Source organism: Micromonospora sp. NPDC048063 (assembly GCF_043202855.1).
Classification (GTDB): Bacteria; Actinomycetota; Actinomycetes; order Mycobacteriales; family Micromonosporaceae; genus Micromonospora.
The window spans coordinates 845,666-861,772 of the sequence record NZ_JBIDBG010000001.1; the positions used below are offsets into that span (position 1 = coordinate 845,666).

Sequence of the window (16,107 nt, forward strand, 5' to 3'; positions counted from 1 at the left end):
GGGTCATGGCCGCCCCGCGTGGTGATGGCCCGCACTGGCCATCACCACGCGGTTGTTCGCGACCCGGACGGCTCAGACCGGTGGCCCGCCGTACGTCACCGTCGTCCTGGCTGAGCAGGTCGAACTGTCCGCCCGGCACACCTGGTACGTAGCGGTGCCGCGGCCTTGGACGTCGAGGGGATCGGTGTGGGCGCCATCGTTCGGCACCGTGCCGACCAGCGTGTCGTCGCGGTAGATGTCGACGTCGACGGAGGTTGCCCCCTGCCAGGTCAGATCCACCGCGAGTTGGCCCCTGTCCCGGCGTACCGAGGTGCCGACGGTGATGATGTCGCGGTCGAGGTTGGTCGCGTAGCTTCCCTTCGCGGTCGCCAGCAGCAGGCGGGACGGACCGGCGAAGGTCAGCGTCCGAGGTTGCCGTACCGATTCGATGCCACTGTCGAACGGGGAGAACGTGGTGCCGGCGTCCGCGGAGCGGACGACCCGGGGGTCGGTGTTCAGCGACATGTACAGCGTCCGCCCGTCGGCCGGGTCACAGGCCAGGTCGGCAACGGTGGCGTTGCTCGTCCAGCCGGTGGATTCCCATGTGACGCCGCCGTCCAGGCTGCGGTACACGCCGGTGGAACTGGAGGCCAACCAGGCCGCCAGGTAGACGACGCGCGGGTCGTGGGACGACGCGCACAGGTATGGATTCATGTACCTTCCGGACAGGCCGATCATCGACGTGAACCACGACGTGCCGCCGTCTTCCGAGCGCAGGACGCTGCTGGCGTAGGCGCCGCTCCGGTCGTTGATCGAGGCGATCATTTCCTGGTCGGTGCCGTTCTCCACGATCTCGACGTCGAGCGCCGCCTGGCCGGACGTTCCCTCGTGGACCTTGGTCCAGGTCTGGCCGCGGTCCAGCGTGCGCCAGATCGTGGCCTCGGTGCCGGCGTACCCGAAGTCGGCGCCGGTGAGGAGGATCAGGTCCGGGTTGGTGCGGCTGAACCGGATCGTCGTGAGGTCGGACTCGTAGTAGGCCCCCTGGTCGGGGCCGAGTACGGTCCAGTTCCCGTCACCTCCGCGCCGGTAGAGCCCCTCCTGGGCCACTGTCGAGGGGCCGTTGGAGAGGGCGTGGAGCGTGCCGTCCGGGGCGAATCGGACGGTGCCGTACCGGGTCGGCGGCAGCGGCTCCCGCTTCCAGTTGGCACCACCGTCGACGGTGGAGTAGACACCGCCGGTGTTCTGTCCCTGAAAGGCGATCGCGATCTCGTCCGGGTCACGCGGGTTGACGTGGATGGAGCGGAGGTCGATCTCGGCGATGCCGTTCGACGACTGGGCGAACGACGTGCCGCCGTCGGTGGAGCGGAAGACAGCCACCGCGTCGGTTCCGAGGATGACCTGCCGCGAGTTGCCGGGCGCGAAGCGGATCGACCGCCCGGTCAGGGTGTTGGTGCCGCCGACACTGATCTCCCAGGTCGCGCCGCCGTCGGTGGTGCGGTGGACACCGGTACCGGCCGTGGTCACCAGGATCGTGTCCCGGTCGTGCGGATCCACGGCGATGCCGTGGACCACCGGAGTCGGCCAGCTGCTGTTGTGCAGTGGGGTCCAGGTCACACCGAGGTCGGTCGACTGGTAGAGACCGAGGTACTGGTTCGAGAAGAGCTGGCCGCCACCGACAAGCAGCCGCGTTCCGTCGTACCCGATGTCGAACAACGGGCTGGTGGGAAGGCCGGCGGAGCGTTTCGTCCAGGTGACCCCGCTGTCCCGGGTGACCCACACCTGGCCGGCGTCGAACGCGACGATCACCGTGTTCGGGTCGTTCGGGTCGATCGCGATCGCCCTGCCGGACAGCGCGGCACCCATCGCCGGGGTCCGGTTGGTCCAGGTCACGCCGCCGTCGGCCGATCGCATGAGGTTGACCTTCTGGGAGCCCAGGGCATTGGCGATCCCGGCCCACAGCACCGACGGGTTGACCGGGTCGACCGCGACGCTCAGGACCTGGTCGTTGAGGCCGATGTTGAGGTTGCCGGCGACCCAGGTCAGGCCACCGTCGTTGCTGCGCCACACGCCGTCCTGGGTGCCGACGTAGGCCGTTCCGCCAGCGGTGAACTCGATGGCGAAGACGCTCCTGCCGCGCAGCGCCGGCACCTCGGACCAGGTGGCGCCGCCATCGCCGGAGCGGTACAGACCTCCGTTGTATCCACCGCCCGGTGCGTAGCCGGCCAGCACCATTTTCGGATCCGCAGGGGACACAGCGGTGTCGTAGATGTCGCCACCGGGCGGCCCGAGCAGCGACCAGGCCGCCGCCGTGGACGTCACCGCGGAAGCGGTCTCGCCCGCCGTGGGCGTCACGGTAGCGCCGTCCGGGTGGTGTCCGTACGCGTCCGCGGTCAGACCCGAGCTGTCCGTCCACTGGCTGTCGCTGGCTGCCGTATCGGCGGCGGCCGTGCTGGCTGCCAGCACCGTGCCGCCGGTGAGGCCGAGCGCCAGCAGGGCACCCAGAGCACGTCGCAGTCGACTCGTACTCATGACTCGTTGTCTCCTTCGTTGGGGGTGGGCGCCGACGTGACCGGTCATCCCTGCTGGCCTGCGAACCGCACGGTGGTCCTGTTCGAGCACTTCAGCGTGCCGGCGTGGCACACCCGGTAGGTGTACGTGACGGCGCCTGAGCCGTCGACGGCGTCGGCGTACGTGCCGTTGTTGGGCACCGTGGCGACGAGCGTGCCGTCGCGGAAGACGTCGACGTCGGTCGAGGTAGCTCCGTCCCAGGCCAGATTCACGACGGCGTTCCCTCGCACCCGGTGTGCCGCGGCGCTGAGCTGGATCGCCGTGTCGACCTTCACCTTCACCACCCGACCCGGCGAGCTCACCGTGCCGAGATAGACGAAGCCACCCTGCGGGTCGATCACCGCGGACAGCAGCGAGTTCTCGCCCTCGGCCAGCGTGGCCGCGCCGACCCGCTGGAAGCCGGCGAGCTCGATCTTCACGACGCCGCCGGGTGCGGTGCCGGTGCCGAAGTAGGCGTACCGACCGGCCGGGTCGATCGCCGCCGTCAGCAGCGAGTTCTCGCCGGTCGCGAGTTCGATCGCCTCGACCCGCTGGAAGCCGGCCAGGTCGATCTTCACGATGCGTCCCGGTGACGTGCCGGTGCCGAAGTAGGCGTACCTGCCCATCGGGTCGATCACCGCCGAGTAGAAGAGGCTCTCGCTCACCATCGCGATCACCCCGACCTCCGCCATCGTCGTCAGGTCGAGCTTCACCACGAGCCCGGGCGCGGTGCCGGTGCCGAAGTAGGCGTATGCCCCCGCCGGGTCGATCACGGCGGAGCGCAGGTTGTCCACGCCGCTGCTCAGCGTGGCCGCGTCCACCCGCTGGAAGGTGTTCAGGTCGATCTTGACCACCCGTCCCGGCGCGGTGCCGGTGCCGAAGTAGGCGTATGCCCCCGCCGGGTCGATCACCGCCGACCGCAGGTAGTTCTCGCCGCTGTCGAGCGTGATCGTGCCGACCCGCTGGAAGGTGGCCAGGTCGATCTTCACGATGCGCCCGGGTGCGGTGCCCGTGCCGAGGTAGGCGTACCTGCCGGCCGGGTCGATCACCGCCGAGTTGAGGTAGTTCTCACCCTCGGCCAGCGTGATCGCACCCACCCGCTGGAAGGTGCCCAGGTCGACCTTCACCACCCGACCCGGCGACGTCTGCGTACCGAAGTACGCGTACCGGCCGGCGGGATCGACCAACCCGGAGAAGAGCACGTTCTCACCGGCCGCCAACGTCGCGGCGTCGACCCGCAGCGGGACCCGGATGGCGGTGCCCTCCAGAGTGATCGCGTGCGGACCGTCGACCGCGTCGCTGGTCACCGTCACCGTCGCCGTCGCCGGCTCTTCAACGGTGGGCGTGAACGTGTACGCCACGGTGCAGCTCCGCAGGTGCGAGAGCGTGACCGGTAGCGCGCCACACGTGCCGCCGGACTGCGCGAACCCGCCGCCCGGCTCGGTGATCGCGCTGACCGTCACCGGTTCGGCGCCGGTGCCGGTCAGCGTCGCCGTCAACGGCCCGGCCGTGTCGCCGATCTTCGTCACGCCGAAGTCCAGCGAGCGGGGTGCCACGCTCAGTTGTCGTCCGTCCGGTGGTACCAGGGCGAAGTCCCGGGCGGCGGTGCCGCCCTCGACGACGGTCGCCGGGCCGCTCGCCGCCTGGTATCCGAACGCCGAGGCGGTCACGGTGTAGCTGCCGGCGGGCAGGGTGATCGCGTACCGGCCGTCCGGCCCCGTGGTACGGGTCCGGTTCACCGACCCGGCGATGGTGATGGTGGCACCGGCGATCGGCGTGTTGGTGGGGGCGGCGAGCACCGTGCCGGTCAGCTGTCCCTTCGCCGGACGCGGCGCCTGGGTGACGGCGGCGAGGGCGTCCAGCTTGCCCTGGCCCCACACGTTGTTGTTGCCGCTGGTACCGCCACAGGTGAGATCCGCGGTGTCCACGGCGGAGCCGTCCAGGATGGACCGGGTGGCGGCGATGTCGCGCTCCAGCGCGGGCGCGGCGGACCAGAGCAGCGCGACCACGCCCGCCACGTGCGGGGAAGCCATCGACGTGCCGGTGAGCGCGCCGTATCCGCCATTGGCGAAGGCCGAGCGTACCGCGACACCCGGGGCGGAAATGTTCGGTTTCACCTGGTCAGCGCCCCAAGCCGAGGGGCCGCGGCCGGAGTTGACGTACAGGGCGCCGTTGACGTCGAACGCACCGGCCGAGTACGCCTCGGGCAGGTTGCCGGGGTTGCCCGCCTGCCCACACGCTGACCCCGGATTGCCGCTGGAGAACTGGGGGAAGATCCCGGCCGCCACCCAGGCCTGGACAGTGGGCTGGTACCAGGGGGAGGTGGTGGCGCCGCCACCCCAGGAGTTGTTGATGATGTGCGGGCGGAGCGCCGGGTTCGGGTTCTTTCCACGCAGGTCGGTGGGGGCGAGCATGAACTGGCCGCTGGACAGCAGCGCGGAGGACGTGCAGGAGTTGGACTCGCAGCCCTTCGCGGCCATCCACTTCGCCCCGGGCGCCACCCCGATCTGGTTGGCCCCGCCATCGTTGCCGACCATGGTGCCCACGGTGTGGGTGCCGTGGTTGTTGTTGTCGCACGGCACCAACGACGGCGCGCCGCACACGCTCGACGGGTCCCACCAGTTGTAGTTGTGGTCGAACGCGCCGTTGCCCAGGTTGCCCCGGTACTGCTTCACCAGCGCCGGGTGGTTGTACCGCACCCCCGTGTCGATGCTGCCGATCACGATGTCCTCACCGGTCACCGCGTACTGCTGCCACACCTGCGGGGCGTTGACCCGGCTGATGTTCCACTCGACGGCCGTGATCTGCGATTCCTCGCCGGCTGCTTCCGGCGTGGGGAGCTGGTAGACCTGGTCGGCGGTGATCTGGGTGACCTCTGGGCGGGCGGCGATCCGCTTCAGCAGCGCCGCGTCGCCGGTCACCCGAACCGTGTTGGCGATCCAGTACGGCTGGTGGCTCGCTCCCGCGGCCTTCAGCATCGCCACCAGACCAGCCTGGCTGGCCCTGGCGGTGCCGGTCAGCCTCTCGTACACGAACCGGCCCTGCGCGGCGCGGTCAGTGATCCTGGCTGCGCCGGAAAGGTCGGCCCGGTCCCGCAGGTACACCCAGAAGGTGGCGGTACCGTCCGCGGCAAGTGTGGTGTGCAGCGCCGGCTCGACCGATGCCGTCCGGGTGGGTGCGGCCACCGCCGTTCCTGGCATCCCCAGGACGAGCAGCACGGCCGTGACCAGGACGGCACCCAGTCGGAGCCTTCGCCGCCGAGGGGCGCTCACGAGCGTCGGGGAACCCGTCGCCAATCCATTCAAGGAACTCTCCTCTGTCCTCGCGGTGCGGTCTCGCCCGCTGTCCCTTGTCGGGCCTGAGTCCGTAGCGGCGGAAGGGCTCATACCGACCGCCATCCGCCCTCGTGCCGGGTCCCCTCCGCCGTCTCGCCCGCCGGTGCGTTCTCGTCTTCGGCCGGGCTCGACGGTGCGCCCGCAGCCGGCCGTACCGCACCGGCAGGTGACGCTGGTTCGCTGGGAGACCCGGACGGTCCAGGGGTCTCGTCGGGCTCAGGATGATGCATGGCAGCAGCCTGGCCGCGAGGCAGCACGGGAACAATCCCGGAAACCCGGCAACTAACGGCTTGCCACTCAGCTCAACCGGCTCGCGATGGCCGCTCGGGAACGGATGTGCAGCTTCCGCAGTACGGACGTGATGTGCTGCTCGACCGTGTACACGGAGAGGAACAGCTCCGCGGCGATCTCCTTGTTCGTGCGACCCGCGGCGGCCAGCTCGGCCACCTCCCGCTCCCGCGGTGACAGCTCGTTGCCGTAGCTGGGCCGCCCGGTCCGGCGGCGACCGGGCAGCGACAGGCCGCGTTGCCGAGCCGCGCCGATCGCGCGGGCGTAGTCCCAGGTGGCGCCCAGGCGCTGATACGTGGCCAGGGCCGCCGACAGCTCGGCGGCACCGGCCTCGTGGTCACCCGCACCGAGCAGCGCCAACGCCGCCAGCTCCCGTGCCTGGGCCGCCTGGTAGGGATAGGGCAGCCGGTCGTAGCGGTGAGCCGCCTCGACGAGGTGGCGGGCCGCTCGCGGCGGGTGGCCGGCAGCCGTCTCCAGCAGGCCCCTGGCGTGTTGGAGAACGGCCGGGGCGATGGAGACGTCCAGGTCACCCAGCCGGTGTTCGTAGTCGGTCAGCAGGACGTCGGCGTCGGTCAGCTGGCCCGCGGCGACCAGTGCCTCGGTGGCGGCCGGCAGCACCGGTGCCGCAGCCGCCCACGCCTCCTTGCCGGTCAACATGGTGAGACATCGTTGCGTCGCGGTCAACGCGGCGTCGACGTCCCCCCGGGCGAGCGCGATGCGGGCCAGACCGCTCGCCGGGAACGCCAGCGACTCCACCAGACCCAGATCCTCGGCCAGTTGCCGGGCACTGGCGAGTCGGTGTTGGGCGTCGTCGAGCTGGCCGCGACCGAGAGCCAGGCCACCGAGCGCCAGCTCGGCTTCGATCCGGCCGAGCGGGTAGTCGGACAGGGCGTCGAGCAGGGCGTCGGTGCCGTCGCTCAGCGCTTCCCAGGTGCCCCGGAGATAGTGCAGCAGGACCAGCGCGGAGCGGGTGAGCAGCTCCAGCCGGCGGCTGCCGCACCTGACCGCTCCCGTCAGGGCATTCGTCAGCAGCCGCTGCCCGACCTCGTGGTGCCCGAAGTAGCAACACTGGGTGCCGACCGAAAAGTACGCGTTGACCTCGGCCAGCGACCGGGGTGAGCTTCCGGTGGCAGCTTCGATGCGGTCGAGCACCTGCCGCCAGCGGGGGTCGCCGAGGGTCACCAGCCCCATCCCGACCTTGCCCAGCACGAACACGCCGACCATCGGGTCGTGGACCTCCGCGAGGAGCTCCAGCGCGCGGTAGAGCCAGTCTCGACCCCGGGTGACCGTGCCGATGGACGCGGTCAGCAACCCGACCGCGACTGTCGCTCGCACTCGCAGGTCCGGCCGGCTCGGCAGCTGCTCGATGGCGGTGGCGAACAACGTGCGCTGCACCGATGGATCCTCGCCAGCCACGTTGAGCGCCGAGGCCAGCAGGAACCGCAGCTCCCCCTGCGTCGCTGGCGCCCCGTTCTCGTTGAGCACCGCCCAGAGCAGGTCGACGACCTCGTGCGTACGCACCATTTCAAGGGCGGCCCAGCCCAGCTTCACCGCCAGCCGCGCGCGCTCCTGTGAGGACAACGGCCCATGGCGTACGACGTCTTCGAGCAGCCGGACCGCCTCCGCGTCGTGCCGCAGCGCCGCCGCCTGGTCCGCCGCCTGCTCGGCCGCGCGTACCCACTCCTCCAGCAGGCGAGCGTGGCGAAGGTGGTGTGCCCGCTGCCCCAGCGGTATCGGATCGAGCGCGCCGAGCGCGGCCGCCGCCCGGCCGTGCAGCTGCTGCCGGCGCGGGCCGGGCAACGCCTCCTCCACCGCCTGCGCGGCCAGCACGTGCCGGAACCCCACCAACTCGCCATGCTCGACGAGCAGGCCCGACTCCAGCGCCTCCTCCAGACCCGGCAACGCCCGGGCCGCCGGTATCCGGCAGGTCGCCACCACCACCGACATCGGTGCGGACGTGTGCAACACGGCAGCCGCCTCGACAACCGCCCTGGCCTCGTCGGACAGGTGCGCCACGCGTTCGAGCACCTGGTCACGGACTCCGGTGGGCACGTTGAGTTCACCCAGCTCCCGGCGTGCCCAGCCGCCGTTCCGGCGGACCAGTTGGCCGTTCGCCTGCAGCAACGCGAGCAGCTCCTCGATCGCGAACGGCAGCCCGGAGGCCCACTCGCACAGGTAGTCGGCGAACTCCTCGGAGACCCGGGCCAGCCCGAGGATGGCCGCAGCCAGCGCACCGGTCTGCCCCGCGTCCAGCGGGGCGAGCACGACCTGCGCGTGTCTCGTCGACGCCGGCAACCGTGCGGTCAACGCCCGTACGCCCGGGGCCGCCTCCTCGCTGCGGAACGTCAGCAGCACCGACAGCTGTGCTGGCAGATCGCCCAGCAGGTAGCTCGTGAAGTCGAGGGTCTGCTCGTCGGCCCAGTGCAGATCCTCCAGGACCAGCACCACCGGACCCACCGACCCCAGCACCTCCGCCAGCGCACGGAACACCCGATGGCGCTCGGCGGCCGGGTCGGCCAGTGGCTCGGGCGCCGGTGGCAGTGCCTCGGCGAGCTCGGGCAGCAACGGCCGGAGCGCGCCGGCCAGCGGGGACAGCCGGGTTTCCGCCAGCTCCGTGTCGAGCCCGCGGACCGCGTCGATGATGGGGCCCAACGGGAACGGCTCGCGAATCCGCCGGCTCGCCCCGAGCACGAACCTCAGTCCCGCAAGCTCAGGCCGGGCTCGTACCTCGGTGATCAGCCGGGTCTTGCCGGCTCCCGCCTCTCCCTCCAGCACCACCGCGGCGGGCGGCGTCGCCAGGGTCGACACCAGCAGATCGAGCTCCCGGATGCGCCCGATGAGCCTGGGGGAGGAGATCCGCCGCTGGCCAGGGGCCGGCCCAGGCCGCGCGACCGGGATCCCCGTCACCGGATCACCGCCAGGATGCCCCGTCCTTCCGGGCGGGGAGGAATGGCGGACGCGTCGTCAACCATGACTGTCCCTTGTGGTAGGACTGGTCGTGCGCGGACGGCGTACAGGTGTCGGGCGTATCCGACGCCGGAGCAGGCGGCGGTGCTGAACCGCACGTTCGGGTGTGTACGTGTCGTCTGGAACCGCACTCTCGCCGCCCGTCATGCTCGTTACCACGCTGAGGGCAGAGCGACCTCGTACGCCCAGACGGATCGGGCGCTGACCGAGATGAAGAGGCGGCCCGATCTGGCGTTTCTGGGTGAGGTGTCGTCGGTGCCGTTGCAGCAGACCCTGCGGCACCAGCACACCGCCATGACTGCCTTCTTCCAGAAACGAGCCCGGTACCCGCGGTACAAGTCGCGGCACGGCCGCCAGTCGGCCTCCTACACCCGGTCGGCGTTCCGGCTGCGCGGCGGGAACCTGTCGCTGGGAAAGACTCCGGGTGTGCTGCGGTTCGTGTGGTCCTGGCCAGACGTGGACCCGGCGGGGCTGGATCCGACGATGGTGACGGTGTCGCGTGACCCGGACGGCCGCTGGTTCGTGACCTTCGCCGTCGACGTCGAGGCACCCGTCGCACCCGAACCGACGGACGGGGCGGTGGGGGTGGACCTCGGCCTGACCGATTTTGCGGTGTTGTCCACCGGCGAGCGTATTCCGCATCCGAGGCACATGGAGCGGCGCGAGCGCCGACTCAAGCGGTACCAGCGGATGATGGCCCGCCGGCAGAAGGGCTCCGCCAACCGCGCCAAAGCCAGGCAAAGGGTGGCGCGGGCGCATTCGCGGGTACGAGACGCCCGTCGGGACTTCCTCCACCAGCAGTCCACCGCCCTGGTGCGCCGGTTCGCCGCCATCGCGGTGGAGGACCTGGCGGTGGCGAACATGGTCCGCAACCGCTGCCTGGCCAAAGCGATCGCCCGTACCGGCTGGGCCGAGTTCCGCACCCTGCTGACCTACAAGGCGCACCGCGACGGCCGCACCCTCGCCGTCGTGGATCGCTGGTACCCGTCGTCGAAGACGTGTTCGGCGTGCGGGCATCTGCTCGCCCAGCTTTCCCTCGGCACACGGCATTGGTCGTGTCCGGGTTGCGGCACCCGGCATGACCGGGACGTCAACGCCGCCCAGAACATCGCTGTCGCGGCCGGGCTGGTCGAGACACAAAACGCCTGCGGAGCGGACGTCAGACACGAGGGGCAACCTTCCGTGCGGTCTGCGGTGAACCAGGAACCCCAACCCGCGAGGGTGGGAATCCCTCGCCTTTAGGCGGGGGAGGATGTCAACCGTCAGCGCCTGGCGTACCGGAGCTAGGCGCGCGGCCGTCGGGCCGCCCGACACGGGGAACCCGCGCTCCCGGCGACCTGCCGGCGGGCGGAGTGGCGATGGTGCGGCATGGTCGTCCTCCCCGAGGGATCGGGCGGCTGAGGGCGGCCGGAGCTGCCCGCCCGGCCTGCGCCGCCGGGGCCGCCTGCCTGGCATTCTGCCGCAGCGGGCCGGCGATCGGTACGGCCTGTTCAGCGGACGAGGCGGGCACGCGTCGCGTCGGGCTGCCGTGCGGTGTCCTGGTCGAGGCAGGGCGAGCGGCCCGGGCCGAGGCATGGGGAGATGCTGGGGTCCACTGAGGCCTTTCGTGATAGCCCCGCCAGGGTAGGCGCGGGGAGCCGTGTCGACACTGGACGAAGCTCCGGGTGGGGCGGCAGTCGGCCAGGATCCGATGCCCCGACCGGGAGCCTCGCTGTGCGGCTGGCGGTCTTCGGTGAGCTTGTCGACCGTCGGGGTGAGTTCGGGGTCTTCGCGCCGTCGCCCCTGCCCGGTCCGCCGCTCGGCGGCGATGCCGCGGATCTGCCACCACTGCTTCCTGGGGGGCAAGCGGTGTGATCCGCCCTGCCGACGGTGGTCGGGATCACCCGATCCAGGGGTGGTGTGAAAAGGGCGTTAAGAAACGCCGGATCGCCGTGATGGTCGCGTTATAGCCCCTGTCGGTGCGGGGCGGGTGGCGTTGTGATTGCTCGGCGCGGCCGGATGGCGGCCGTGTCGAGCTGGTCCGGAATGAGGAGTCAGACGTGTCTGACGTGGTGTTCGTGGTGTTGACGATGGGGCTGTTCGCGGCTCTCGCCCTGGTGGTGAGGGGAGTGGAGAAGCTGTGAGCGCCGTCAACGTCATCGGTCTGGTGCTGGCGATCGGCCTGGCCGTGTTCCTGGTGGTCGCCCTGTTGTTCCCGGAGCGCTTCTGATGGCCGTGACGACAGCCGGCGTGCTGTTCATCGTCTCGCTCGTGGTGGCGCTGGTCGCCGTCCACAAGCCGTTCGGCGACCACATGTTCCGCGTGGTGTCCGGCCGGCGGCACTTCCGCGTCGAGCGGGGTATCTACCGCCTGGTCGGGGTCGACGCGGGCGCCGAGCAGTCCTGGGGCGTGTACGCCCGCAGCGTGCTTGCCTTCTCCGCCATCTCGATCCTGTTCCTCTACGCGTTCATGCGGCTGCAGGACCACCTGTGGCTCTCGCTGGGCTTCGACCCGGTGCTGACCCACGGCGCGTGGAACACGGCCGTGTCGTTCGTGACCAACACCAACTGGCAGTGGTACTCGGGTGAGTCGGCCATGGGGCACCTGGTCCAGATGGCCGGGCTGGCGGTGCAGAACTTCGTCTCCGCTGCCGTCGGTATCGCGGTCGCCGTCGCGCTGGTGCGCGGGTTCGCCCGCCGCCGCACGGGTGACCTGGGCAATTTCTGGGTCGACCTGACCCGGGTCACGCTGCGGATCCTGCTGCCGATCTCGGTGCTCGGCGCCCTCGCCCTGATGATCGGCGGGGCGGTGCAGAACCTCTCCGCCGGCACCGAGGTCACCACCCTGACCGGTGGCAGCCAGACCATCACCGGCGGGCCGGTGGCCAGCCAGGAGGTCATCAAGGAGTTGGGCACCAACGGTGGCGGCTTCTACAACGTCAACAGCGCCCATCCGTTCGAGAACCCGACCACCTGGACGAACTGGTTGGAGATCTTCCTGATCCTGGTGATTCCGTTCAGCCTGCCCCGGGTCTTCGGCCGGATGGTCGGGCAGAACCGGCAGGGGTACGCGATCGCCGCCGTGATGGCGGTCCTGGCGGTCGCGAGCATCGCCTTGACCAACGTCTTCGAGTTGGCCGGCGACGGCACGGTGCCGCAGGCGGCCGGGGCGGCGCTGGAGGGCAAGGAGATCCGGTTCGACGTGTCGAACTCGGCCACCTTCGCCGCCGCGACCACGCTCACCTCGACCGGCGCGGTGAACTCCTTCCACGACTCCTACACCGCGCTCGGCGGCATGATGCCGCTGGTCAACATGATGCTCGGCGAGGTCGCCCCCGGCGGCGTCGGTGCCGGCCTCTACGGGATGCTGATCCTCGCCGTGATCACCGTGTTCGTCGCCGGCCTGATGGTCGGCCGGACACCGGAGTACGTCGGCAAGAAGATCGGCGCCCGCGAGATCAAGTTGGCGTCGCTGTACTTCCTGGTCACCCCCGCGCTGGTCCTGACCGGCACGGCGGCGGCGTTCGCCACCGGCAACAACTCCACCGCGCTCAACACCGGCCCGCACGCTCTGTCCGAGGTGCTCTACGCGTTCACCTCGGCGAGCAACAACAACGGCTCCGCGTTCGCCGGCCTGACCGTGAGCACGCCGTGGTGGAACACCGCACTGGGGCTGTGCATGCTGCTCGGCCGGTTCCTGCCGATCATCCTCGTGCTCGCCCTGGCCGGCTCGCTGGCCCGCCAGCAGCCGACGCCCGCCTCCGAGGGCACCCTGCCGACCCACCGGCCGCTGTTCGTCGGCATGGTCGTCGGCGTCACGGTGATCCTCGTGGCGTTGACCTTCCTGCCCGCGCTCGCGCTCGGTCCCCTCGTTGAGGGGCTGTGACACCGATGAGAGAGAAAGACATGACGACCTCCACGCCGGCACCGCACGGTACGGCGGACGCCCCCACCTCCGGCACACCCGCCACCCAGGGCGACCGGGGCGGGGGACTGCTCGACCCGAGGCAGCTCGTCCAATCACTGCCCGACGCGCTGCGTAAGCTCGACCCGCGCACCCTGTGGCGCAACCCCGTGATGCTGATCGTCGAGATCGGCGCGGCGTTCACCACCGTCCTCGCCGTCGCGGACCCGTCGGTGTTCGCCCTCGCGATCACCGGGTGGCTGTGGCTGACCGTGATCTTCGCCAACCTCGCCGAAGCGGTCGCCGAGGGGCGCGGCAAGGCGCAGGCCGCCGCCCTGCGCAAGGCGAAGGCGGACACCGTCGCCACCCGCGCCCTCGGCTGGACCCCGGGCGCCGCCCCCGGCACCTGTCGCACCGAGAGCGTCCCGGCACCCCAACTGAAGCAGGGCGACGTCGTCGTGGTCGAGGCCGGGGAGATCATCCCCGGAGACGGGGACGTCGTCGAGGGGATCGCCAGTGTCGACGAGTCGGCCATCACCGGCGAGTCGGCCCCGGTGATCCGGGAGTCCGGGGGCGACCGCAGCGCGGTCACCGGCGGCACCAGGGTCCTCTCCGACCGGATCGTCGTGATGATCACACAGAAGCCGGGCGAGAGCTTCCTCGACCGGATGATCAACCTGGTCGAGGGGGCGAACCGGCAGAAGACTCCGAACGAGATCGCGCTGAACATCCTGCTCGCCGCGCTCACGGTCATCTTCCTGCTGGCCGTCGTCACCCTCCAGCCTCTCGCGATCTTCTCGATGGGCCACCAGGCCGCCGCACCGGACACGCGGGCGATCACCGACGCCGGCGTCAGCGGGATCGTGCTGGTGTCGCTGCTGGTCTGCCTGATCCCCACCACCATCGGGGCGCTGCTCTCGGCGATCGGCATCGCCGGCATGGACCGCCTCGTGCAGCGCAACGTCCTCGCGATGAGCGGTCGGGCCGTCGAGGCGGCCGGTGACGTCAACACTCTGCTGCTGGACAAGACCGGCACCATCACGCTCGGCAACCGGCAGGCGGACGAGTTCGTCCCCGTCGAAGGGGTGGACGTCGCCACGGTGGCCGACGCGGCGCAGCTGTCCAGCCTCGCCGACGAGACACCCGAGGGCCGATCGATCGTGGTGCTGGCCAAGAACGGGTTCGGCCTACGGCAACGCGAACCCGGGCTCATTCCGCACGCCACCTTCGTGCCGTTCACCGCACAGACCCGGATGAGCGGCGTCGACCTGACTCCCGACGCGACCGCCGACGGCGGTGTCGCCGGGCCGGCGCGCCGGATCCGCAAGGGCGCCGCCGCCGCCGTCATGAAGTGGGTCCGCGACAACGGCGGCCACCCCACCGAGCAGGTCGGCCAGATCGTCGACGAGATCAGCGGCATCGGCGGCACCCCGCTGGTGGTCGCCGAACACCTCGACGGCCAGCCGGCCCGCGCCCTCGGCGTCATCCACCTCAAGGACGTGGTCAAGGCCGGGATGCGGGAGCGCTTCGACGAGATGCGCCGGATGGGCATCCGCACGGTCATGATCACCGGCGACAACCCGCGCACCGCGAAGGCCATCGCCGACGAGGCCGGGGTGGACGACTTCCTCGCCGAGGCGACGCCGGAGGACAAGCTCGCCTTGATCAGGAAGGAGCAGGAGGGCGGCCGGCTGGTCGCGATGACCGGTGACGGCACCAACGACGCACCCGCGCTCGCCCAGGCAGACGTCGGGGTGGCGATGAACACCGGCACGTCGGCCGCGAAGGAGGCCGGCAACATGGTCGACCTCGACTCCGACCCGACCAAGCTCATCGAGATCGTGGAGATCGGCAAGCAGTTGCTGATCACGCGCGGCGCGCTGACGACCTTCTCGATCGCCAACGACATCGCGAAGTACTTCGCGATCATCCCGGCCATGTTCGCCGGCATCTACCCGAGCCTGGACGCGCTGAACATCATGCGGCTCTCCAGCCCCGAGTCGGCGATCCTGTCCGCGGTCATCTTCAACGCGGTCGTCATCATCGCGCTGATCCCGCTGGCGCTGCGCGGCGTCCGTTACCGGCCCGCCGCCGCGTCGCAGTTGCTCAGCCGCAACCTGCTGCTCTACGGCCTCGGCGGCATCGTGGTGCCGTTCATCGGCATCAAGCTCATCGACCTGCTCGTCCAGTTCATCCCGGGGATCTTGTGATGCGCCTACCGTCTTGGCTCGCCCAGCACCTGGCCGCGCTGCGCGCGGTGCTCGTCTTCACCGTCCTGCTCGGCCTGGCCTATCCGCTGGCCCTGGTCGCGGTCGGTCGGATCCCGGTCCTCGCCCACAAGGCCGACGGATCGCTCATCGAGGTGGACGGCCGGCCTGTCGGTAGCACGCTCATCGGGCAGTCGTTCACCGACGCCGACGGCAACCCCGTCCCGCGCTACTTCCAGTCCCGCCCCTCGGCAGCCGGCGACGGCTACGACCCCACCGCCACCTCGGCCAGCAACCTCGGCCCGGAGGACATCGTCGACACCATCGCCACCAACCCCGACGACAGCACGCGGAGCCTGCTCACCCAGGTCTGCGCACGCAGCAGGGCCGTCGGGGAGCTGAACGGCGTCGACGGAAGCCGCCCGTACTGCACGACCGACGGGGTCGGGGCCGTGCTGGCGGTGTTCCGCCGCGACGGGCTGACCGGCCCGGTCACCCGGGTGGTCAGCGTCAACCAGACCGCACCCGCCACCCCGTTCCTCGCCCGCTACGAAGGTGTGCCGGTCGAGCCGGCCACGCCGGGCGAGGACCACCGGGCCGCCGGGGCGACCATCGTCCCCATCCGGGGCGACGCCCCCGCCGAGCCCGCGGTGCCCGCCGACGCGGTCACCGCCAGCGGCAGCGGCCTCGACCCGCACATCTCTCCGGCGTACGCGCAACTCCAGGTGGCGCGCGTGGCGGGGGAGCGCGGCGCGGACCCGGCGGCGGTCCGGCGCCTGGTCCAGGAGCACACCACCGGCCGGTCGCTCGGCTTCCTGGGCTCGCCCGGGGTGAACGTGCTGGAGCTGAACCTCGCGTTGGACGAACAATTCCCGGCACGCTGAACACGAGGGCGCCGGGCT

The 16,107-nt window shown here is 70.8% G+C and carries 8 protein-coding genes; 5 read left to right on the forward strand and 3 right to left on the reverse strand.

The window, feature by feature from the left end; genetic code table 11:
* Positions 1–72: 72 nt before the first annotated feature.
* From ACGFZ2_RS03770 to ACGFZ2_RS03780, 3 genes are all read right to left on the reverse strand, one after another.
* Complete coding sequence (locus tag ACGFZ2_RS03770; RefSeq protein ID WP_393449846.1) at positions 73–2,508, reverse strand: WD40/YVTN/BNR-like repeat-containing protein; 2,436 nt, start codon at positions 2,506–2,508, stop codon at positions 73–75.
* A gap of 44 nt (positions 2,509–2,552) precedes the next feature.
* Positions 2,553–5,711 (reverse strand): S8 family serine peptidase, encoded by a 3,159-nt coding sequence (locus tag ACGFZ2_RS03775; protein ID WP_393449849.1) that lies wholly within the window; start codon positions 5,709–5,711, stop codon positions 2,553–2,555.
* A 447-nt stretch (positions 5,712–6,158) separates the two neighbouring features.
* Entirely contained in the window at positions 6,159–9,056 is a 2,898-nt protein-coding gene (locus ACGFZ2_RS03780; RefSeq protein WP_393449852.1) for an AAA family ATPase, read from the reverse strand.
* A gap of 63 nt (positions 9,057–9,119) precedes the next feature.
* On the opposite strand from ACGFZ2_RS03780, the gene ACGFZ2_RS03785 reads away from it, so the two are divergent.
* The 5 genes from ACGFZ2_RS03785 (at position 9,120) to ACGFZ2_RS03805 (ending at position 16,089) form a co-directional block, all read left to right on the forward strand.
* A complete protein-coding gene (locus ACGFZ2_RS03785) occupies positions 9,120–10,358 on the forward strand; it encodes an RNA-guided endonuclease InsQ/TnpB family protein (protein WP_393450234.1) in 1,239 nt (412 codons plus the stop codon).
* A gap of 877 nt (positions 10,359–11,235) precedes the next feature.
* Positions 11,236–11,325: a K(+)-transporting ATPase subunit F gene (kdpF, locus tag ACGFZ2_RS03790; protein ID WP_350704204.1), complete on the forward strand. Its 90-nt coding sequence runs from the start codon at positions 11,236–11,238 to the stop codon at positions 11,323–11,325.
* Positions 11,325–12,980 (forward strand): potassium-transporting ATPase subunit KdpA, encoded by a 1,656-nt coding sequence (kdpA, locus tag ACGFZ2_RS03795; protein WP_393449855.1) that lies wholly within the window; start codon positions 11,325–11,327, stop codon positions 12,978–12,980. Before kdpF ends, kdpA begins: the two co-directional genes overlap by 1 nt.
* 20 nt (positions 12,981–13,000) lie before the next feature.
* The gene (gene kdpB / locus ACGFZ2_RS03800; protein WP_393449858.1) at positions 13,001–15,208 is read left to right on the forward strand and encodes a potassium-transporting ATPase subunit KdpB; all 2,208 of its coding nucleotides are present in this window, start codon (positions 13,001–13,003) and stop codon (positions 15,206–15,208) included.
* Positions 15,208–16,089: a potassium-transporting ATPase subunit C gene (locus ACGFZ2_RS03805; RefSeq protein ID WP_393262076.1), complete on the forward strand. Its 882-nt coding sequence runs from the start codon at positions 15,208–15,210 to the stop codon at positions 16,087–16,089. Before kdpB ends, ACGFZ2_RS03805 begins: the two co-directional genes overlap by 1 nt.
* Positions 16,090–16,107 lie beyond the last annotated feature (18 nt).

Coding starts and splice junctions, on each gene's coding strand:
- ACGFZ2_RS03770 (WP_393449846.1), bottom strand. CDS start 2,508: ATGAGTACGAGTCGACTGCGACGTGCTCTGGGTGCCCTGCTGGCGCTC.
- ACGFZ2_RS03785 (WP_393450234.1), top strand. CDS start 9,120: ATGACTGTCCCTTGTGGTAGGACTGGTCGTGCGCGGACGGCGTACAGG.
- kdpA (WP_393449855.1), top strand. CDS start 11,325: ATGGCCGTGACGACAGCCGGCGTGCTGTTCATCGTCTCGCTCGTGGTG.
- kdpB (WP_393449858.1), top strand. CDS start 13,001: ATGACGACCTCCACGCCGGCACCGCACGGTACGGCGGACGCCCCCACC.
- ACGFZ2_RS03805 (WP_393262076.1), top strand. CDS start 15,208: ATGCGCCTACCGTCTTGGCTCGCCCAGCACCTGGCCGCGCTGCGCGCG.